This window comes from Pseudomonas sp. RIT-PI-AD, assembly GCF_025642785.1.
GTDB lineage: Bacteria > Pseudomonadota > Gammaproteobacteria > Pseudomonadales > Pseudomonadaceae > Pseudomonas_T.
Window position 1 is genome coordinate 1 of the sequence record NZ_JANZKU010000038.1, and the last position, 18673, is coordinate 18673.

The window sequence follows — 18673 nt, forward strand, 5'->3', positions numbered from 1 at the left end:
GGTGATACCCGCTGCATAGGCCTGGTCGGCCTGGATGCGGCCCAGGCCCCAATCGCTTTGGAATTCCGCTGAACGCCAACTGGCGGCGTCGCCCAACTTGCCCTGCTCGAGATAGTCCGCGTGGGCGGGACTGCCGGCCGTGAGAATCAGGGCGCAAAGTGCGCCATTCGCCATGGGTTTAAAGGAATAACGGACAGCAATAACCGCGTTCGACTCTCGCATCCCTGCACACCTGTCAACTCTTCAGCTCCCTATTGAGCGCGGTAGAACATAGTCCGCACCTAAACATTTGGCAACAAGGTTTTTTATTTCGTTTGGTACTTTCCATATGCGCGACCCCTGTCCTTTCGAATGAGCGAGGTTGCCTCTTTCATGGTGGCTATTTAATTGCGATTGCACTCATGACAGTGTCGCGCCCCGAACAGGCCCGATAAGGGGTTCGCTGATTTTGCTTCCGGGGTTCGTTGTTTTCAGGACTTCCACACCTGCAAGACTGCGCCCGAGGGAGACGCTATAGGGCGCGGTGTCGAGCCCTTTTCTAATGGGGGAAACATACGTGGGTACTGTACAGGCGCCCTATGAAATAAGTTGAGCCTGACACTTGGAAGTTTGTTGTTCAGGTCTTGCGACGGATCTTCGGTGTTACAGCGGATGAATGATTCGAATGAATGATGGACGGCGTTTTTCATGGCGCGGCTCATAAGAACTTATATCGAGCCTGAGTATATTCATCGGCACGTTGAGAACGCGCGTTCATTCATCCTTCATGAACCTTGAACCGGCCCGGAGTGCTTGTTTAGAGCGCTCGACTGCGTTCATGCATCGCATTCTTCTTCGTCCGCTATTCGTCCCTATCAGTTACCTTCCATACTTTCGCTTCCTTCATCGCGATGCCGTTGTAATCGCCGGAAGTGTCGCGCCGGATAATCGATCCTGTTCAAGCACGGGTATTCCGAGCGCCGCTCGATATGCGCGGCGTCATTCGAGCGGTCGCGGAATTTCCCTCGGCCCAGTGCGCGACAGGCCCCCGCCTTCTGAACCCCTTGGATGGCCCGGATGGCCCGGATGGATCGGCTCGGCCCCGAAGCCCCCGCCTGCCGGACGATCGTATGGGGCCGAGCCGCCCGGCACTTCCGCTCGCGTCCATGGTGGGCGGTGTAGGCAAGCGCCGGTAGGGGGCCGTCGGCCTCGGCGTGCGGAACGCGGTGCCCATGCCCCAACGAGGGGCCGCTATGGCTTGGCGGCGCTGACCCCGGCGAGGGTGGCGAAGGACGTGTCCTTGGCGGTGAGCAGGAAGTCGCGCATGAAGGGCGCATCGAGCATGTCGGCACGGATCGCCGCGTAGAGCGTCGCGTACAGCGACTTCTCCCCCAGGCGCTTGGCAGTGACGTAGCCCCGTGCGCTGTACTCGTGCAGTGCCCAGTTGGGCAGGCAACAGACGCCACGGCCGCTGGCCACCAGCTGCATCATCATCACCGTGAGCTCCGAGGTGCGCACCTGCGCCGGTTCCACGTCCGCGGGTTCGAGGAAGCGGGTGAAGATGTCCAGGCGGTCGCGCTCCACCGGGTAGGTGATGAGGATTTCCCTGGCCAGGTCCTCCGGTTGCACGAAGGCCTTGGCCGCCAGCGGATGCTGGTTGGCCACCGCCAGCAGCGCCTCGTAGGTGAACAGCGGCACGTAGGTGATGCCGACCAGCTCCACCGGGTCCGAGGTCACCACCAGGTCCAGGTCGCCCCGCGCCAGGGCCGGCAGCGGCGCGAAGGAAAAGCCCGAGGCCAGGTCCAGTTCGACCTCTGGCCAGGCATCGCGGAACTGGTCGATGGTCGGCATCAGCCATTGGAAGCAACTGTGGCATTCGATGGCCATGTGCAGGCGCCCGGCGGTGCCGCCGGCGAGGCGCGCCATGTCCCGCTCGGCACCGCGTAACTGTGGCAGCACGTTGTCGGCCAGTTGCAGCAGGCGCAGGCCGGCGCTGGTGAAGCGCACCGGTTTGGTCTTGCGGATGAACAACGGCATCCCCAGGCGTTCCTCCAGTTCCTTGAACTGGTGGGAAAGCGCCGACTGGGTGAGGTGCAGGCGTTCGGCGGCCTCCACCAGGCTATCGGCCTCGCGCAGGGCCGTGAGGGTTTTCAAGTGGCGCAATTCGAGCATCGGGACAACCTCGAAACAGGAGAAGGCGGTGCCGGCGAACGGCCGGAACGCTCAGCCATGGCGGTCGGGCGGACCGTCAACGTGAGGGAAACTTGATTTGATCACGAATATGTTGAGTTTGTCTCACGTTAGTGGGCTGAGGACAATGCGCCCAGTCATTCAAAAGGAGCGTCACTGTCATGGCCTTGGCCCATTCCCTTGGTTTTCCCCGCATCGGTCGCGACCGCGAATTGAAGAAAGCCCTGGAGGCTTACTGGAAAGGCGAGCTCGACGAAGCCGGGCTGCGTGAGTGCGGCCGCGCGTTGCGTGCCGCCCATTGGCAGGTGCAACGCGACGCCGGCATCGAACTGCTGCCGGTGGGCGATTTCGCCTGGTACGACCAAGTGCTCGGCCATTCCCTGATGTTCGGCGCGATCCCCGAGCGCTTCCGCCGCGAGCACTCGCGGCCGACCCTCGATACCTTGTTCGCCATGGCCCGTGGCGCCAGCGCATCGGCTTGCTGCGGCGGCGCCCATGGCCCGCAGGTGGCCCAGGAGCTGACCAAGTGGTTCGACACCAACTACCACTACCTGGTCCCCGAGTTCAGCGTCGACCAGCGCTTCCAACTGAGCTGGGAACAACTCTTCGAGGAAGTCGAGGAGGCGCGCGCCCTCGGCCACGCGGTCAAGCCGGTGCTGATCGGCCCGCTGACCTACCTCTGGCTGGGCAAGGAAAAGGGCGAGGCCTTCGACAAGCTGGACCTTCTCGAACGCCTCCTGCCGCTGTATGGCGAAATCCTCGGGCGCCTGGCCGCTCAAGGGGTGGAGTGGGTGCAACTGGATGAGCCGATCCTCACCCTCGACCTGCCGCAAGCCTGGAAGAACGCCTTCGAGCGTGCCTATAACCTGCTGCAGCACGCGCCGCTGAAAAAACTCGTGGCCACCTATTTCTCCGGCCTGGAGGACAACCTCGGGCTGGCCGTGAGCCTGCCGGTGGACGGCCTGCACGTCGACCTGGTGCGCGCCCCCGAGCAGTACCCGACCATCCTCGACCGCCTGCCGGCCTACAAGGTGCTGTCCCTGGGTGTGGTGAACGGGCGCAATGTCTGGCGCTGCGACCTGGACGCCGCCCTCGGCGTGCTTCGCGGCGCCGCCGAGCGGCTCGGCGAGCGCCTGTGGATCGCGCCTTCCTGCTCGTTGCTGCACAGCCCGGTGGACCTGGAGCGGGAAGACCGGCTGGACGACGAACTGAAGGGCTGGTTGGCCTTCGCCGTGCAGAAGTGCGAGGAAGTCGCCCTGCTGGCGCGGGCGGTGGATCATCCGGAAGCGCCCGAGGTCGAGGCCGCCCTCGCCGCGAACCGCGCGCTGCACGCCAGCCGCGCCCGCTCGCCGCGCATCCACAAGCCCGAGGTACAGGCACGCCTGGCGGCCGTCGGTGCCGATGACGCGCAGCGCGGCTCGCCGTTCGCCCGGCGTGCCGAGCTGCAGCGCGCGCGCCTCGCCCTGCCGACGTTCCCCACCACCACCATAGGTTCCTTCCCGCAGACCTCGGCGATCCGTCTGGCGCGGCAGGCCTTCAAGCAGGGCAAGCTGTCCGCGGCCGACTACACCGAAGCCATGCAAAGCGAGATCCGCCACGCGGTGAACGTGCAGGAGCGTCTGGGCCTGGACGTGCTGGTGCACGGCGAGGCCGAGCGTAACGACATGGTCGAATATTTCGCCGAGCAGCTGGACGGCTACGCCTTCACCCGCTTCGGCTGGGTGCAGAGCTACGGCTCGCGGTGCGTCAAGCCGGCGGTGATCTACGGCGACCTGAGCCGGCCGAAGCCGATGACGGTGAACTGGATCGCCTACGCCCAGGGCCTGACCGACAAGACCATGAAGGGCATGCTGACCGGCCCGGTGACCATGCTGATGTGGTCCTTCCCCCGCGAAGACCTGTCCCGCGAGGCGCAGGCCCGGCAACTGGCGCTGGCGATCCGCGACGAGGTGCAGGACCTGGAGGCGGCGGGGATCAGGATCATCCAGATCGACGAGGCGGCATTCCGCGAGGGCCTGCCCCTGCGCCGCGCGCACTGGCAGCACTACCTGGACTGGGCCACCGAGGCCTTCCGTCTGTGCGCATCCGGGGTGCGCGACGAAACGCAGATCCACACTCACATGTGCTACAGCGAATTCAACGACGTGATCGAGTCCATCGCCGCCATGGACGCCGACGTGATCACCATCGAGACCTCGCGGTCGGACATGGAACTGCTGGACGCCTTCGAGGCCTTTGCCTACCCCAACGCGATCGGCCCCGGCGTCTACGACATCCACTCGCCGCGGGTGCCGGACACCGCGGAGATGGTCGCGCTGATCGGCAAGGCGGTGCGCCGGATACCCGCCGAGCGCCTGTGGGTCAACCCCGACTGCGGCCTCAAGACCCGGGGCTGGCCGGAAACCCAGGCGGCCCTGGTGAACATGGTGGCGGCCGCGCGGCAGTTGCGCGCCCAGTACGCCTGACGCGCCGAACCGCCCTCGCCGCCGGCTAACCGGCGGCGAGGGCGCCAGGGACGCGGCGCGCGACGCCGTGTCGGAAGCTCGCCAGGGGCGCCGTTCGGCGCCCTTCATCAAATCGTCATGGCGTTGTGGCAGCGCCGGTGCCCGCGTTTCAGCAGAATCGCCGGTTCCTGTGAGATACGCTGCGGACCTCCCCATGCGCCTGTTCGTCCTGTTGCTCGGGTTGCTTTGCGGCCCCCTGTGCGGTGCTGCTTCCCGTTGCGATGCGCGGGTCGCCACCGAAATCATCGACCTCGGCGAGGTCCGCCTGGCCTACCAGAGCGTGGGCGACCCACGCGATCCGGCGCTGCTGCTGATCATGGGGCTCGGTGGTCAACTGATCCACTGGCCCGACGAGGTGGTCACGCGCCTGTGCCAGCAGGGCTTCCGGGTGATCCGCTACGACAACCGCGACGTCGGGCTGTCGGCCTGGCCGAAAGGCGCGCCGCCGGTGGAGCTCACCTACGAGGTCGTTCGCTACCGCCTCGGCCTGCCGGTGACGGCGCCTTACCGGCTCAGCGACATGGCTGGCGACGCATTGCACCTCATGGACGCGTTGGGTGTGCCGCGGGCGCACATCCTCGGTGCCAGCATGGGGGGGATGATCGCCCAGCACGTGGCCGACCTGGCGCCCGAGCGGGTACTCAGCCTGACCCTGGTGATGACCAGCTCCGGTGCCCGTGGCCTGCCGGCGCCCAGCGACGCCCTGCTGACCTTGCTGGCGCGGCGCGAGGCACCCGACCGGGCGGCGGCCTTGGAGCGCCAGGCCGACCTGCTGGCGGCGCTGGGCAGCCCGCAGGTGCTCGACGATCGCGCCCAGTTGCTGGCGCAGGCGGCGCAGTCCTACGACCGCGCCTTCAATCCGGAGGGCGTGCAACGCCAACTGCTGGCGATTCTCGCCGAACCGAGCCGGGTCGAACTGCTCGACCGCCTGCGGGTGCCCACCCTGGTGGTCCATGGCACCGCCGATCCGCTGCTGCCGGTGATGCACGGCGTGCATGTCGCGGCCCATATCAAGGGCGCGCAGCTCAAGCTGATCCCCGGCCTGGCCCACCGTTTCCAGGACGCGTTCAAGGAACCCCTGCTGGCGGCGGTGGTGCCCTATCTCCTGGCGCACCGCCAGGTGCCGGAGCTGGCCCACCTGTAGCGGCTTTCCCTACAGGCCGAAGGGGAAGGTGTCCTCTTCGTGGCTGCGCGAGCCGGTGGTGTGCAGCGGCGTCACGGCGTGGGTCTTCTCCAGCCATAGGTAGGCGTCGAATTGCTCGGCCAGCACGGCTTCGAAATAGTGACTGGCGCGCTCCGTCTCCGGCCGGTAGATGACCCCGATGGCCCGCTCCAGCAGCACCAGCGACAGGGCTTCGCGGAGGATTTCGCGCTGCGGGTCGCGCCAGTCGGTGAGCGAGGCAGGCACGCCGGCCTGGAGGAAGCGCCGTTCCCAGCTGTCGGGGAGGGCGCGCAGCACCTGCTTGACGTGCATCTCGCCGTCCCAGTCGTCGGCGGCGGCGACCTGGCCGCGGTCGGTGCCCATGCCGATCAGTACCGCCCCGCGGTCCCAGGCGTTGCGGCATAGCTGGCCGAGGTTGAACTCGCCTTCCCAGCCCATGGCGGTGGCCGCGGCGTTGCCGATGTGCGAGTTGTGCGCCCAGACCACGGCTTTCGCATCGGGCCCGCGGTGTTCCAGCAAGGCCTCGAGGGTGTCGAACATGTGCTGGTCGCGCAGGTTCCAGGAGCTCGTCGAGGCGCGGTAGATAGCCCGGTAATACCGCTCGGCGGCGTGCACCACGCGGGCGTTCTGGGTGGCGTCGAAGAGCGCCTCGTCGTCCTGGGCGCAGCGTTCCAGGCGCTGTGCCAACAGGTGCTGCAACTGTTCCACCACGGCCTGCTCGCAGGAGGGCTCGCCCACGCGCTCGACGAAGTGCCCGTAGAGGGCCGGGTCGTCCTGCCAGGGCGTCAGGCAGGCATAGCGCTGGCGCGCCTGGTGGGCGTGCTCGGGGTCGGTGGCGTCGAGGTAGCGCAACACCTCGCTGATGGAGTTGCGCATGCTGTAGAGGTCGAGGCCGCGGAATTCCACGCGCTCGCCGGGCGCCAGGGCGCGGTTGTGGCCGCGCAGCCAGCGGCTGAATTCGGCCATCTCGGCGTTGCGCCACATCCAGCTGGGAAAGCGCGCGAACGCTTGCTCGTGCCAGCTCGACGGGCCCAGGTCGCGCACATGACGGTCGACCTGGCCGGCGTCCGGCCAGTCGGCCTCCACCGCCACGATGGAAAAGCCATGGCGCTTGATCAGCCGCCGGGTGATCGCCGCCCGGGTGCGGTAGAACTCCGCGGTGCCGTGGCTGGCCTCGCCGATCAACACCACCCGGGCATCGCCGAAGCGGTCGAACAGTTCACCGAACGCCGGGTCCTCGAGGGCTGGCAAGGGCTCCGCGTGGGCGCGCAGCACGGCGGCCAACTCCTCGCCACCGTCGGTTTCGCGGTGGCGGCGGAAGCGGTGCAGCAGTTCCTTGGCGTGCAGGGTCATCGGGTGGGGTCTCCTGAGTGCGGCGCCCCGTACGACGGGTGCCTTGCAGATGACGACCGCGCTCATCGCGCTGGCGTTCCGCTGGAGTGACCGGTGCCCGTCGAGGTTTTTTCCGCACCCGTGCCCGTCACGGGGGTCGACATGCCCAGGCAAATACCCCGGAGGACGACATGGCGGCCCAACCCAATGCAGCCTTGAACCCGCAGCGGCGTGCGCGATTTCGCGAGCTAGCGGCGCAGACCGACGGCATCGACCTGGAGATCTACCGACGTTTCGACAAGGACCCGCTGGAGCCGATCATCGGCGCGGGCGATCCCGCGGTGCCCGTCGCTTTCTTCGGCCGCGACCCCGGCCGCGAGGAAGTGCGCTACGGCGAGCCCTTCATCGGCTCCGGCGGGCAGATCGTGCGCAAGGTGCTCTATCGGCACCTGCATGGTAGCGAGACGGCTGACTTCGAGGCGCTGCGCGCCCTGAGCCGGGCGTTTTTCTGGATCAACACCGTGCCCTACAAGCCGATCGGCAACAAAGCCTGGTCGATGGCGGTCAAGCGGCGTTTCCAGCCCTTGGTGAGCCGCTTGCTGATCGAGGGCTGGCGGGGCGAGTACGTGATCACCCTGGGCAGGGAGGCCTTCCTCTGGTTCGGTCTGGAGCAACCGAAGGAGACCCGCCTGGCGCTGGAGCGTTTCTGGGCGTCGGAGGAGCGTTTCGAGGCGTCGCTGGAGGTGCAATTGCACAGCGAGGGCGAGGCGCGGCGCTTCCGCCTGCATCCGCTGCCCCATCCTTCGCCGCTCAATCAGCTGTGGTTCAAACGCTTCCCGGGCCTGCTGGAGGCACGCCTGCGCGCCCTGGGCGTCGGGGCGGACGGCCCGCGGACCGGTTGAGGGGGCGCATTGCGAGCGCGCCGCCCGCGTGGCCTGGCCACCCGGGGCGCCAGGGCTCATTCGGCGATCTGTAGCTTGCGCGCTTCGGTGTAGACGTAGCGGATCTTCTCGTACTCGAACGGCGAGTTGAGCTGGCCGTAGCGCAGGTTGGTGGTGTAGCGCTTGTCGATGCCGCGCAGCAGGGTGATTTCCGGGTACTCGCTGCTGAGGTCGGATAGGTTCAGGTAATTGATCTGGCTTTCCGCGCCGAAATCGAAGACCAGCCCGCCGGTGTCGCGCAGGTTGGAGGGGCCGAGCAGCGGTAGCATCAGGTAGGGCCCGCCGGGCACGCCGTAGTAGCCCAGGGTCTGGCCGAAGTCCTCGCTCTGCTTGGGCAGGCCCCAGCGGGTGGCCGGGTCCCACAGGCCGACGATGCCCACCGTGGTGTTCAGCAGCAGGCGGCCGGTGGTCTGCAGGGCGCGCTTGCCCTTGAGCTGCAACAGGCTGTTGAGCAGGTTCGGCACGTCGCCGATGTTGCTGAAGAAGTTGCTCACGCCGGTGCGCACGAAGCTCGGGGTGACGTACTGGTAGCCATTGACCACCGGCAGCAACACCCACTCGTCGAAGCGGTAGTTGAAGTGGTAGACGCGGCGGTTCCACGACTCCAGCGGGTCGTAGACGGTCAACGCCTGCCAGGTGGAGCGCTCGAATTCGCGCTGGTCGAGACCCGGGTTGAATTTCAGGTCGCGCAGCGGTTGCGTGAAGCCGTCGTCCTCGGTGGCCTGGTCGGCGTATGCCGCGCCGCCGAGCAGCAGCAAGGCGAGCAAGAGTGTTTGCTTAACCACGGAAGAACTCCAGCATGGCGTCGCTGTTGACGCGATAGTTGAGATTGCCGCAATGCCCGCCGTAGGGGTAGACGGTCAGCCGGTCGCCCAGGGTGCGGCGCAGGAAGCCCAGGTCGCCGGGCCCGAGGATGACGTCGTCGGCATTGTGCATGACGGCGATCTTCGGGCTCTTCTTCAGGTAGTCCTCCAGGGCGTACAGGCTCACCTGGTCGATCAGTTGCGAGAGGCTGCCGCCCTTGGAAATCTTGCGCCAGTGGGGAATCAGCTGCTCGCTCATGTAGCAGTCGAAGTCGCACTGCAACGCGCGGCGGAAGAACGGCGTCAGGCTGGTGCCCTCGCTGATCGGGTACTTCGGCGGGGTGATGATGCCGCGGCGGTTGATCAGGTCGGAGGTGAAGGTGATGTCGGCCGAGGAGAAGCGGAACGAGGTGCCGATCAGCATCGCCATCTGCTCGTTCGACAGGCGCTGCTTGGACGACTGGAAGTCGTACAGCAGGGCGTCGTTGAGGTCGATGTAGCCGCGCTGCTGGAAATAGCGGGTGAGCTTGCCTAGCACCATGTCGTAGAAGGTGGTGGTGGTGTCGATGCCCTTCACCTGGGTCTGCACCATCCGGTCGAGGTTGGTGATCGAGGTGTAGAGGTTGACCGGCGGGTTGAGCATCAGCACGCGCTTGAAGTTGAAGCTGCGGCGGGTCTCGTCGAGCTTGCTGACGAAGGCCGCGTCCAGGGCGCCGAGGCTGTAGCCGGTCAGGTAGAAGTCGGTGATCGGCAACTTCGGATGCTGGGCGCGCACCGCCTGCATCACCCGGTAGAGGTCGTCGGCGTCTTCCTGGGAAACTCCCGGCGTGGCGTGGCGGGAGGCGGCGGCCATGAAGTCGTAGCTGGTCGGCGAGGACAGCTGGACCACGTGGTAGCCGGCGCCGTAGAACAGCTTCTTCAGGTATTCGGCCAGGCTGCTGGCGTAGTTCGCGCCGGTGCCGGCGATGATGAACACCAGCGGCGCCGGGTGGTCCTGCTGGGCCAGGCGGTAGCGCAGTTGTTTCACCGGCCAGAAGTTGTCCGGCAGGATGAACTCGCGCTCCGGGCGCAGCCGCAGGTTGTAGTCGGCCTGGTCGATGTCGTCGTCTGCCGGCAGCGTCGGGCGCAGGTCGGGCGGCGTGGTGGCGATGGTCGCCTCGAACGGGTTGGTCAGCGGAAAGCCATAGGTGGCTTTGTCGACGTCGGCGGCGAAGGCGGACCCGCCGTGGATCAGACCGCCGAGGAGGAGGGCGGCGAGGCAGCGAAGGCGAAGCATGGCGTGTTCTCTGGGTATGAGGCCTGATTGGGGGCTGGGGCGCCGTCATGGCCGCCGTGAAGCTGGAGCCCCGGTGCGGACGAGCCGGACCGGTTACCGCCGACGCGACACACGGCGTCGGCACTCGGCGCATCCGGGCGCCGGTGACATGTTCATTGCGGATTTCACTGCCGTCGCTGCCTGCGTGGCCTCGCCGAAGGGCGTACTGCGCGGTGAGCGGGCGAAGCGCACAGTGTACGGGGAGTGCGGGCGGCTGTGCAGCCGTCCGCCGGCGAAAATCCCGCTCCGGCCGTCGCCCGCGAGCCGCCTGGCTTGGCGGCCAGAATACGACCGCCCGGTCGCATCGGTTCGGGGCGCTGGTCGACCACTGCCGGGGCCGGGCGACCGTCGCATCGGCGCGCCTTCGCCCTTGCATAAGCCGGACGGGCGATTATGCTGGGCGCCGTTTCGCTTCCGGAGAGTGTCATGTCCCGCCGCCTGCCCTTGATCCTGTTGCTGCTCGCCCTGTCGCTCTGGCTGGGGGCCAGCTATGGGTTGCGTTTCGCCTTCATGGAAGACCCGCAGTGGGTCGGCCTCTGCGCCGAGGACGCCGGGCGCTGGGAGTGCCTGCTGCGCACCGGCCTGGGCAAGCTGATCCACTACCGGATCATCGCCTGGAGCGGCCTGGTCACCGCCCTGGTCGGGTTCTTCCTGCCGGGCCGCGTCGGCTGGCTGCTGGCGCTGCTGGCGCTGCTCTTCGCCTTGCCGGCGATGGTCCTGTACAGCGCCAGCCTGGCGGTGTTCGCGGTGGTCATCGGCGCGCTGCGCCTGGTGCGCAAGCCCCTCGACGCCTCGCTCTAGCGCCGCGCCGGCGCGCCTCAGAAACGGCCGCCGAGGTCCAGGTAGAAAGCGTGCTCGCGTTGGTCGTTGAGCCCGTAACTGAAATTCAACGGCCCGAGCGGCGTTTCCAGGCCGAAGAACAGGCTGCCGGCGTTGACGTAGCCGCTGTCGAAATCGTTGTCGTTGTTCCATATCCGTCCGCGTTCCAGGCTGCCGCCCAGGTAGACCGGGAAATCCAGGGGCAGGAAGCTTCGTTCGGTCAGGCGCCGGTAGTACACCAGCCGGCCCAGGCTGACGTTCTGCCCGGACAGCGCGTCCTGGCGGAAGCCGGACAACTGGCGCGCGCCGCCCAGCAGGAAGCTCGAGGTCACCACTTCGGTGTCGTCCTGGGTGCGGCCGTAGCGGCCGCCCAGCATCCAGGTGTCCGGTCCGCGGCCGAACACCTTGTCCAGGTTCAGCTCCCATTGCCGGTAGCGCTCGTCCGAGCCCAGGCTCTTGTCGTACTGCCGCACGCTGAGGCGGATGTCCTCGCCTTCGTGGGGGTAGTCGACGTTGTCCAGGGTGTCGAAGGAATATTTCAATTCGTAGTAGCCCTCGGTGAAGCTGAAGCTCGGCAGGTCGCGTTCGCCGACCCGCACGTTGGCCTCGCCCCAGGCCTGGCCGATGCCGAAGCGGATCTCGCCGTTGTTGGCGATCTGCCGGCCGAGGTTGAGCCCGTAGCCGTAGCGTTCCAGGCGGTACTCGGCGATCGGGTCGTTGTCGAGGATCGACTCGACGTTCTGCGCCTCGGCCAGCAAGTAGGGCGCCACGAAGTAGCGCGAGCCGGCGTCCAGCGGTTGGTAGAACTCGCTGTAGAGCTCCTGGTGGTCGCCCAGTTGCAGGCGCGTCAGCCATTCGGCGCCGAGCCGGTTGATGCCGTTGACCCGGTAGCTGGCGCCGATGTTGAAGGCGCTGGCGCCGTGCATATCGTCCGAGAGGTTCAGCCCAAGGCGCAGGAAGTCGGTGCCGGAGCGCTTGCCGCGGGCATTGATCACCAGGGCATTGCCGTCCTTGCCGTGGGCCACCCGGTACTCCACCTGCTCGAAGTAATCCAACCCGTACAGGGTGCCCATGTCCTTCTGCAGGCGTTCCAGGTCCAGCGGCTGGCCCAACGGCTGGCGGATGTAGCGGCGGATCACCTCGTCGGCGACCTTGGAGTCGTTCTCCACGCGGATCGCCGCGATGGTCGGGGTGCGCTGGCCGGGCGCGCGGGCGGCGCTGAGCTCGGCGTCCACCGTCTGCGTCGGGCGCAGGCTCGCCAGTTGCGCGTGCAGGGCGCTGGCGGCGCGATAGCCGGCCTCGATCATCTCCCGGGCGCGGCCGAAGTCGGTGACACCGAAGCCGGCCAGCGGCGGCTGCACCAGCACGTCGTCGGCGCCCAGGGTCGCCAGTTGTTCCTCGGAGTTGCGCCGGGTCATCAGGGTGATCGACTGGTTCATCACGTCGACCACCGTGAGCAACTCCTTGCGCGGCCGCAGCGGGTTGCCGATGTCCACCACGATCACCCGGTCGACGCCCATGGCCCGCGCCACGTCCACCGGGACGTTGTCGGTCATGCCGCCGTCGACCAGCAGCCGGCCGCCCATCTCCACCGGGGCGAATACCGCCGGAATCGACATGCTGGCGCGGATCGCCTGGGGCAGGTGGCCGTGGTCGAACACCACCTTCTCGCCGTTGGCGATGTCGGTGGCTACCGCGCGGAAGGGGATCGCCAGCTTGTCGAAGTCGCGGGTGTTGCTGGTGTGCACCAGCAGGCTTTCCAGCAGCAAGGCCAGGTTCTGCCCCTGGATCACCCCGATGGGCAGGCCCAGGCTGCCGTCGTCGCGGAAGCTGAGCTTCTGCTTGACCAGGAAGTCGCGATCGTCCTGCTTGCGCCGGAAGGGCACGTCGGCCCGTGGCGGCGCATCGGACAGGGCTTGCTCCCAGTCCAGGCTCAGGGCCAGCTTCTCCAGTTCGTCGACCCGGTAGCCCGAGGCGTACAGCCCGCCGACCACCGCGCCCATGCTGGTGCCGGCGATGGCGTCGATGCGCACCCCTTGTTCCTCCAGCGCCTTGAGCACGCCGATGTGCGCCAGCCCGCGGGCGGCGCCGCCGGAGAGCACCAGGCCGATCTTCGGACGGACCTCCTCGGCGTGGCAGAAAAACGGCAGGAACAGCAGGCAGGAGAGCAACAGCGGAAGCAGCAACGGACGACGCATGGGCACACATCTCGACGCGGGCGGAACGGAAAAGGCCGCTATTATAAGCCCCCGCCACCGTCGAGCCGCCGCCATGACCGCCCCCCGAGCCGAGATCGTCATCACCTACTGCACCCAGTGCCACTGGCTGCTGCGTGCCGCCTGGCTGGCCCAGGAGCTGCTCAGCACCTTCGCCGAGGACCTCGCCCGGGTGGCCCTGGAGCCCGGCAGCGGCGGTGTGTTCCGCATCACCTGCGACGGCGAGCAGATTTGGGAGCGCAAGGCGGACGGCGGCTTTCCCGAGGCCAAGGTGCTCAAGCAACGGGTACGCGACCGGATCGATCCGCAGCGGCACCTGGGGCACAACGAGAGTGGCCCGCACTGATAGCGCCGCCTCGCCGCGACGCCAGCGTTCAACCGTGCAGGGCGAGGTTTTCCTTGCGCAGCTCCTCCAGCAGCAGGCTGGCTGGCGCGGTCAGCGGCGCGCCCCGGCGGGTCACCGCGGAGTAGGGCTCGGTGCGCGAACGGATCCGTAGCGGCAGGCGCGCGAGCATGCCGTAGCGCAACGCGAACTGCGCCACTTCGATCGGCATCAGCGCCACCAGCCGCGGGTCTTCCTGCAACAGCATCAGGGTGGTGAAGGTCGAGGAGGTTTCCAGCGGATAGCGCGGGAAGTCCAGGCCGGCCTCGCTGAACTCGCGCTCCAGCAGCAGGCGCATGGGCATGTTCGCCGGGTAGACCACCCAGGGGGAGTCCGCCAGGTCGGCCAGGTCCAGGTGCGCGGACCCGGCCAGGGGGTGCTGTGGGTTCGCCACCAGCACCAGTTCCTCGCGGTGTTCGCTGAGGCACTCGTAGTCGTCCGGGCGCTGGCTGACGCTGGTGCGGCAGATCGCCAGGTCCAGGCGGCCCTGGTCGACCATCTGCAACAGCCGCGCGCTGGTGTCTTCGAGGATCTCCACCGACAGCTGCGGCTGCTTGTCCCGCAGCCGCGCCAGGGCGCGCAGCAGCAACGGCACGCCGCCCATGATGATGCCCACCGCCAGGCGCCCGCCCTGGCCCTGGAGAATCCCCAGCATTTCCTCGCGCAGGTGCGCCAGGTCGGTGTGGATCAACCGCGCGTAGCGGATCACGCAGCGGCCGAGGTCGTTGGGCTCCAGGCCCCGGGGCGTGCGCTCGAACAAGGTGGCGCCGAGGGTCGACTCGATTTCGTGCAGGGCCTTGGTCGCGCCCGGCTGGGTGATCGACACCCGCTCGGCGGCCTTGTGCAGCGAGCCGTGCTCGTCGAGGGCGATCAGCAGGCGCAGTTGGCGCAAGCGCAGGCGGGAGGAAATGGATGACAGGGACGGGATCATGGGGATGACGGAAAGTTATCGCTCAATCAGCAGCTGTCATTAGGCAGGCTCCGGGCACGCTCGTAAAGTGCCCGCATCGCCAAGCCATAACGACAAGAGTGCAGCCATGAGAGTGATCCAGTTCGAGTCCGCGCAAGGGGCGCGCCACGTAGGCGTCGTCGAGGGCGAGTGCATCCAGGTCGTCCGCGCCACCCGCAGCACCCGCGAACTGGCCCTGGCGGCCATCCGCGCCGGACGCAGCCTGGCCGACGAAGTCCTGGCCCGCGGCTGCGAAGCCGGCCCGCGCTATGCCGAGCTGCTGGAAGGCGGCCGGGTGCTGCCGCCGCTGGACCACGAGGACCCCGCCCACTGCCTGATCAGCGGGACCGGCCTGACCCATCTGGGCAGCGCCTCCACCCGCGACAAGATGCACCAGCAGAAGGCCCAGGACGACGCCACCCTGACCGACACCCTGCGCATGTTCAAGTGGGGCGTGGAGGGCGGCAAACCGGCCCAGGGCCAGGTCGGCGCCCAGCCGGAGTGGTTCTACAAGGGCGACGGCGGCATCGTCGCGCGGCCCGGTGCCGCCCTGTCGATGCCCGCGTTCGCCGAGGACGGCGGCGAGGAGCCGGAACTGGTCGGCCTCTACCTGATCGGCGACGATGGCCGGCCCTATCGCCTGGGCTTCGCCCTCGGCAACGAGTTCTCCGATCACGTCATGGAGCGGCGCAACTACCTCTACCTGGCCCATTCCAAGCTGCGCCAGTGCTCCTTCGGCCCCGAGCTGCGGGTCGGCGCGCTTCCGGCGCACCTGGCCGGGACCAGCCGCATCCGTCGCGGCGACCAGGTGGTCTGGGAGAAGGCCTTCCTCTCCGGCGAGGACAACATGTGCCACAGCCTGGACAACCTCGAGTACCACCACTTCAAGTACGACCAGTTCCTCCGCCCGGGCGATGTACACGTGCATTTCTTCGGCACCGCCACGCTGTCCTTCGCCGATGGGGTTAAGGTCCAGCCGGGCGACCGCATCGAAGTCAGCCTGGCCGAGTTCGGCGCGCCCCTGGTGAACCGCCTCGAAGCCCACCAGCCCGCATTCGCCATCGGAGGTGTCCGCGCGCTGTGATCCGGCGGCGATCCCCGACGAGGGATCCTGCCGTGCGCCGGCCTGGCCGGCGCTCCATCCCATAACAACCATAAGAACGAGATGAGCATGAAAACTCCGAACGTACAGGCATTGCCCCCGGCGGCCATGGCGATGGCCGACAGCTCGCGTCCCACCCAGGTGCGCTGGCGGATTTTCCTGATCCTGCTGCTGCTCGCCGCGATCAACTACATCGACCGCGCCTCGCTGTCGGTGGCCTTGCCGCTGATCTCGGCGGAATTCCAGATGACCCCGGCCCTGGAAGGCCTGATGCTCAGCGCGTTCTTCTGGTCCTACGCGCTGATGCAGATCCCCAGCGGCATGCTGCTGGATCGCTTCAATGCCCGTGGCATCGTCGGTCTGGCCACGGTCGGCTGGGGCGCCTTCCAGGCCCTGGGCGCCGGCGCCCACGGCTGGGTGACCCTGCTGATCACCCGGATCGGCCTGGGCATCGCCGAGTCGCCGATCATGCCGGCCGGCGCCAAGCTCAACGGCAACTGGCTGACCGCCAACGAACGCGGCCGTGGCGCCGTGCTGGTGGACGGCGGCGCGCCCCTGGGCACCGCCCTGGGCGCGATCATCACCACCGCGCTGATCGCCTGGTTCGGTTCCTGGCGCATCGCCTTCGTGATCGCCGGGGTCGGCACCATCCTGGTGGGCATCTGGGCCTGGTGGTACATCCGCAACCATCCGTCCGAGCATCCGAAGGTCAACGCCGCGGAGCTGGAGCACATCCAAAAAGGCAACCTGGTGGCCGCGGCGACCGGGCCCAAGCCGAAGATGCGCGACCTGATCACCAGCCGTTCGGTGCTCGCCATGTTCGCCGGCTACGCCTGCTACAACAGCGTGTTCTACGGCCTGATGACCTGGATGCCGAGCTACTTGCACCAGACCCACGGGCTGGACATCAAGTCGATGGGCGGCGCGACCTTTCTGATCTTCATGTGCGGCTTCGTCGGCGAGATCGTCGGGGGTTCCATCGCCGACAGATGGAAGTCCGCCGGCGGCGCGCCCAACCTGGTGATGCGCAGCATGTTCAGCGGCTCGGCCCTGATCGCCGCGCTGTGCATCCTCGCCGTGGCCTACACCGCGAACGTCATGGCGGTGATCGCGCTGCTCTGCGTCGCGCTGTTCTTCATCCGCTGGTGCGGCATGTACTGGGTGCTGCCGGCGATCCTCGGCGGCAAGTCGCGCTCCGGCGTGCTCGGCGGCGGGATGAACTTCTGGGGCAACATGGCCGGCGTGGTGGTGCCGATCCTCATCGGCCTGATCGTGCAGTTCACCGGGTCCTACTTCATGGCGCTGATCTTCTTCGTCGCCATGGCCATGGGGCTGGTGCTGTTCTCCGGCATGATCGATTACCGCGAGCGCGGCCACGCCTGAGGCGCGCCCCGTCAGAGCGAAAGAGGTAACCGTGATGGAACTGATAATGAAAGCGGGCGCGGCCCAGGATATCGCTGCCGCCGTGATCCGCCTGAATCCCCTGGACGACGTGCTGGTCGCCCGCCAGCCGTTGCCGGCGGGCCTGCACCTGGCGCAGGAAGGTCTCAGCGTGCGCCAGGCCGTTCCGGCCGGGCACAAGGTGGCCACCCGGCGCATCGAGCGGGGCGAGCCCCTGCGCCGCTACGGGCAGATCATCGGCTTCGCCTCGCAGCCCATCGAGGCCGGCGAGCACGTTCACGTGCATAACCTGGAGATGGGCGACTTTTCCCGCAACTACGCGTTTGGCGTCGACGTGAAGCCCACCGCGCGAACCGTGGCGAGTTTCCAGGGCATCGTCCGTCCCGACGGCCGCGTCGCCACGCGCAACTACATCGGCATCCTCACCTCGGTGAACTGCTCGGCCACCGTGGCGCGGGCCATCGCCGACCACTTCCGTCGCGACATCCACCCGGAGGCGCTGGCCGCCTACCCGAACGTCGACGGCGTGGTCGCGCTGACCCATGGCGTCGGCTGCGCCGTCGATCCGGGCGGCGAGGCGCTGGCGATGCTGCAGCGCACCCTCGGCGGCTACGCCATCCACCCGAATTTCCATGCGGTGCTGATGATCGGCCTGGGCTGCGAGACCAACCAGATCGACGACCTGCTCAAGGCCCAGGGCCTGGAGAAGAGCGAGCAACTGCGCACCTTCACCATCCAGGGCACCGGCGGCACCTCGAAGACCATCGCCAGCGGCATCGCCCAGGTGAAGTCGCTGCTCGCCGAGGCCAATCGGGTGGAACGCGAGCCGGTCAGTGCCAAGCACCTGATCGTCGGCTTGCAGTGCGGCGGCTCGGATGGTTACTCGGGCATCACCGCCAACCCGGCGCTGGGCAATGCGGTAGACCGCCTGGTCGCCGCCGGCGGCACCGCGATCCTTTCGGAAACCCCGGAAATCTACGGCGCCGAGCACCTGCTGACGCGCCGCGCGGTGAGCCGCGAGGTGGGCGAAAAGCTGATCGCCCGGATTCACTGGTGGGAGGCCTACTGCGAACGGATGAACGCCGAGCTGAACAACAACCCCTCGGCCGGCAACAAGGCCGGCGGGCTGACCACCATTCTGGAGAAATCCCTCGGCGCGGTGGCCAAGGCCGGCTCGACCAATCTGGTCGACGTTTACCAGTACGCCGAGGCGGTGCGTGCCCACGGCCTGGTGTTCATGGACACGCCCGGCTACGACCCGATCTCGGCCACCGGGCAGGTCGCCGGCGGCGCCAACCTGATTGCCTTCACCACCGGCCGCGGCTCGGCCTATGGCTGTGCGCCCTCGCCGTCGATCAAGCTGGCCACCAACAACCGCCTGTTCGAGCACCAGGAGGAAGACATGGACGTGAACTGCGGCGGCATCGCCGAGGGCACCACCAGCATCGAGGAGCGCGGCGCCTACATCTTCGACATGATGCTGCGCATCGCTTCGGGTGAACGCAGCAAGAGCGAGCGACACGGTTACGGACAGAACGAGTTCGTGCCCTGGCAGATCGGCGCCATCACCTGAGGCGC

Annotated in this window: 14 protein-coding genes and 1 pseudogene; 8 read left to right on the plus strand and 7 right to left on the minus strand. The window is 67.5% G+C overall.

The features are described from left to right. Both OGL92_RS20910 and metR read right to left on the minus strand, forming a co-directional pair. The coding region (locus tag OGL92_RS20910; protein WP_263147526.1) for a hypothetical protein at positions 1 to 222 on the minus strand (222 nt) is incomplete at its 3' end. A 1008-nt stretch (positions 223 to 1230) separates the two neighbouring features. Continuing rightward, positions 1231 to 2151 (minus strand): transcriptional regulator MetR, encoded by a 921-nt coding sequence (gene metR, locus OGL92_RS20915; RefSeq protein ID WP_263147529.1) that lies wholly within the window; start codon positions 2149 to 2151, stop codon positions 1231 to 1233. Positions 2152 to 2330: 179 nt separating this feature from the next. Here metR and metE point away from each other — a divergent pair, with 179 nt between their 5' ends. Continuing rightward, the gene (metE, locus tag OGL92_RS20920; RefSeq protein ID WP_263147531.1) at positions 2331 to 4634 is read left to right on the plus strand and encodes a 5-methyltetrahydropteroyltriglutamate--homocysteine S-methyltransferase; all 2304 of its coding nucleotides are present in this window, start codon (positions 2331 to 2333) and stop codon (positions 4632 to 4634) included. A 193-nt stretch (positions 4635 to 4827) separates the two neighbouring features. Then, a complete protein-coding gene (locus OGL92_RS20925) occupies positions 4828 to 5817 on the plus strand; it encodes an alpha/beta hydrolase (RefSeq protein WP_263147533.1) in 990 nt (329 codons plus the stop codon). A 9-nt stretch (positions 5818 to 5826) separates the two neighbouring features. On the opposite strand, the gene OGL92_RS20930 is transcribed toward OGL92_RS20925, so the two are convergent. After that, positions 5827 to 7188 (minus strand): erythromycin esterase family protein, encoded by a 1362-nt coding sequence (locus OGL92_RS20930; protein WP_263147535.1) that lies wholly within the window; start codon positions 7186 to 7188, stop codon positions 5827 to 5829. Positions 7189 to 7358: 170 nt separating this feature from the next. Between OGL92_RS20930 and OGL92_RS20935 the strand changes: the two genes are divergently transcribed. Continuing rightward, positions 7359 to 8069 carry a uracil-DNA glycosylase family protein gene (locus OGL92_RS20935; RefSeq protein WP_263147538.1) on the plus strand — a complete coding sequence of 237 codons (711 nt, stop codon included), beginning with the start codon at positions 7359 to 7361 and terminating at the stop codon, positions 8067 to 8069. 56 nt (positions 8070 to 8125) lie between these two features. On the opposite strand, the pseudogene OGL92_RS20940 reads toward OGL92_RS20935, so the two are convergent. Then, positions 8126 to 8827, minus strand: a pseudogene (locus OGL92_RS20940) (VacJ family lipoprotein); the annotation flags it as partial. 58 nt (positions 8828 to 8885) lie between these two features. Further along, the gene (locus OGL92_RS20945; protein WP_263147541.1) at positions 8886 to 10187 is read right to left on the minus strand and encodes a serine/threonine protein kinase; all 1302 of its coding nucleotides are present in this window, start codon (positions 10185 to 10187) and stop codon (positions 8886 to 8888) included. 465 nt (positions 10188 to 10652) lie between these two features. Here OGL92_RS20945 and OGL92_RS20950 point away from each other — a divergent pair, with 465 nt between their 5' ends. Beyond that, positions 10653 to 11027 carry a hypothetical protein gene (locus OGL92_RS20950; protein WP_263147545.1) on the plus strand — a complete coding sequence of 125 codons (375 nt, stop codon included), beginning with the start codon at positions 10653 to 10655 and terminating at the stop codon, positions 11025 to 11027. Between the two features lie 17 nt (positions 11028 to 11044). On the opposite strand, the gene OGL92_RS20955 is transcribed toward OGL92_RS20950, so the two are convergent. Beyond that, positions 11045 to 13243, minus strand: a complete 2199-nt coding sequence (locus OGL92_RS20955) for a patatin-like phospholipase family protein (RefSeq protein WP_263147547.1) — start codon at positions 13241 to 13243, stop codon at positions 11045 to 11047. Positions 13244 to 13316: 73 nt separating this feature from the next. Between OGL92_RS20955 and OGL92_RS20960 the strand changes: the two genes are divergently transcribed. Further along, the gene (locus tag OGL92_RS20960) at positions 13317 to 13607 is read left to right on the plus strand and encodes a SelT/SelW/SelH family protein (protein ID WP_263147548.1); all 291 of its coding nucleotides are present in this window, start codon (positions 13317 to 13319) and stop codon (positions 13605 to 13607) included. Positions 13608 to 13635: 28 nt separating this feature from the next. On the opposite strand, the gene OGL92_RS20965 is transcribed toward OGL92_RS20960, so the two are convergent. Then, entirely contained in the window at positions 13636 to 14574 is a 939-nt protein-coding gene (locus OGL92_RS20965) for a LysR family transcriptional regulator (protein WP_263147550.1), read from the minus strand. Positions 14575 to 14680: 106 nt separating this feature from the next. On the opposite strand from OGL92_RS20965, the gene araD1 reads away from it, so the two are divergent. From araD1 to OGL92_RS20980, 3 genes are all read left to right on the plus strand, one after another. Further along, on the plus strand, positions 14681 to 15676 hold the full coding sequence (araD1, locus tag OGL92_RS20970; protein ID WP_263147552.1) for an AraD1 family protein: 996 nt from the start codon (positions 14681 to 14683) through the stop codon (positions 15674 to 15676). A gap of 87 nt (positions 15677 to 15763) precedes the next feature. Continuing rightward, entirely contained in the window at positions 15764 to 17077 is a 1314-nt protein-coding gene (locus tag OGL92_RS20975; protein ID WP_263147554.1) for an MFS transporter, read from the plus strand. Positions 17078 to 17111: 34 nt separating this feature from the next. Then, a complete protein-coding gene (locus OGL92_RS20980) occupies positions 17112 to 18668 on the plus strand; it encodes an altronate dehydratase family protein (RefSeq protein ID WP_263147560.1) in 1557 nt (518 codons plus the stop codon). Positions 18669 to 18673: the final 5 nt, after the last annotated feature.

What these genes read in the sequence shown, in the direction of transcription:
- OGL92_RS20950 (WP_263147545.1), top strand. Translation starts at nt 10,653, where the DNA reads ATGTCCCGCCGCCTGCCCTTGATCCTGTTGCTGCTCGCCCTGTCGCTC.
- OGL92_RS20955 (WP_263147547.1), bottom strand. Translation starts at nt 13,243, where the DNA reads ATGCGTCGTCCGTTGCTGCTTCCGCTGTTGCTCTCCTGCCTGCTGTTC.
- OGL92_RS20945 (WP_263147541.1), bottom strand. Translation starts at nt 10,187, where the DNA reads ATGCTTCGCCTTCGCTGCCTCGCCGCCCTCCTCCTCGGCGGTCTGATC.
- metR (WP_263147529.1), bottom strand. Translation starts at nt 2,151, where the DNA reads ATGCTCGAATTGCGCCACTTGAAAACCCTCACGGCCCTGCGCGAGGCC.
- OGL92_RS20975 (WP_263147554.1), top strand. Translation starts at nt 15,764, where the DNA reads ATGAAAACTCCGAACGTACAGGCATTGCCCCCGGCGGCCATGGCGATG.
- OGL92_RS20980 (WP_263147560.1), top strand. Translation starts at nt 17,112, where the DNA reads ATGGAACTGATAATGAAAGCGGGCGCGGCCCAGGATATCGCTGCCGCC.
- OGL92_RS20930 (WP_263147535.1), bottom strand. Translation starts at nt 7,188, where the DNA reads ATGACCCTGCACGCCAAGGAACTGCTGCACCGCTTCCGCCGCCACCGC.
- OGL92_RS20960 (WP_263147548.1), top strand. Translation starts at nt 13,317, where the DNA reads ATGACCGCCCCCCGAGCCGAGATCGTCATCACCTACTGCACCCAGTGC.
- metE (WP_263147531.1), top strand. Translation starts at nt 2,331, where the DNA reads ATGGCCTTGGCCCATTCCCTTGGTTTTCCCCGCATCGGTCGCGACCGC.
- araD1 (WP_263147552.1), top strand. Translation starts at nt 14,681, where the DNA reads ATGAGAGTGATCCAGTTCGAGTCCGCGCAAGGGGCGCGCCACGTAGGC.
- OGL92_RS20935 (WP_263147538.1), top strand. Translation starts at nt 7,359, where the DNA reads ATGGCGGCCCAACCCAATGCAGCCTTGAACCCGCAGCGGCGTGCGCGA.
- OGL92_RS20965 (WP_263147550.1), bottom strand. Translation starts at nt 14,574, where the DNA reads ATGATCCCGTCCCTGTCATCCATTTCCTCCCGCCTGCGCTTGCGCCAA.
- OGL92_RS20925 (WP_263147533.1), top strand. Translation starts at nt 4,828, where the DNA reads ATGCGCCTGTTCGTCCTGTTGCTCGGGTTGCTTTGCGGCCCCCTGTGC.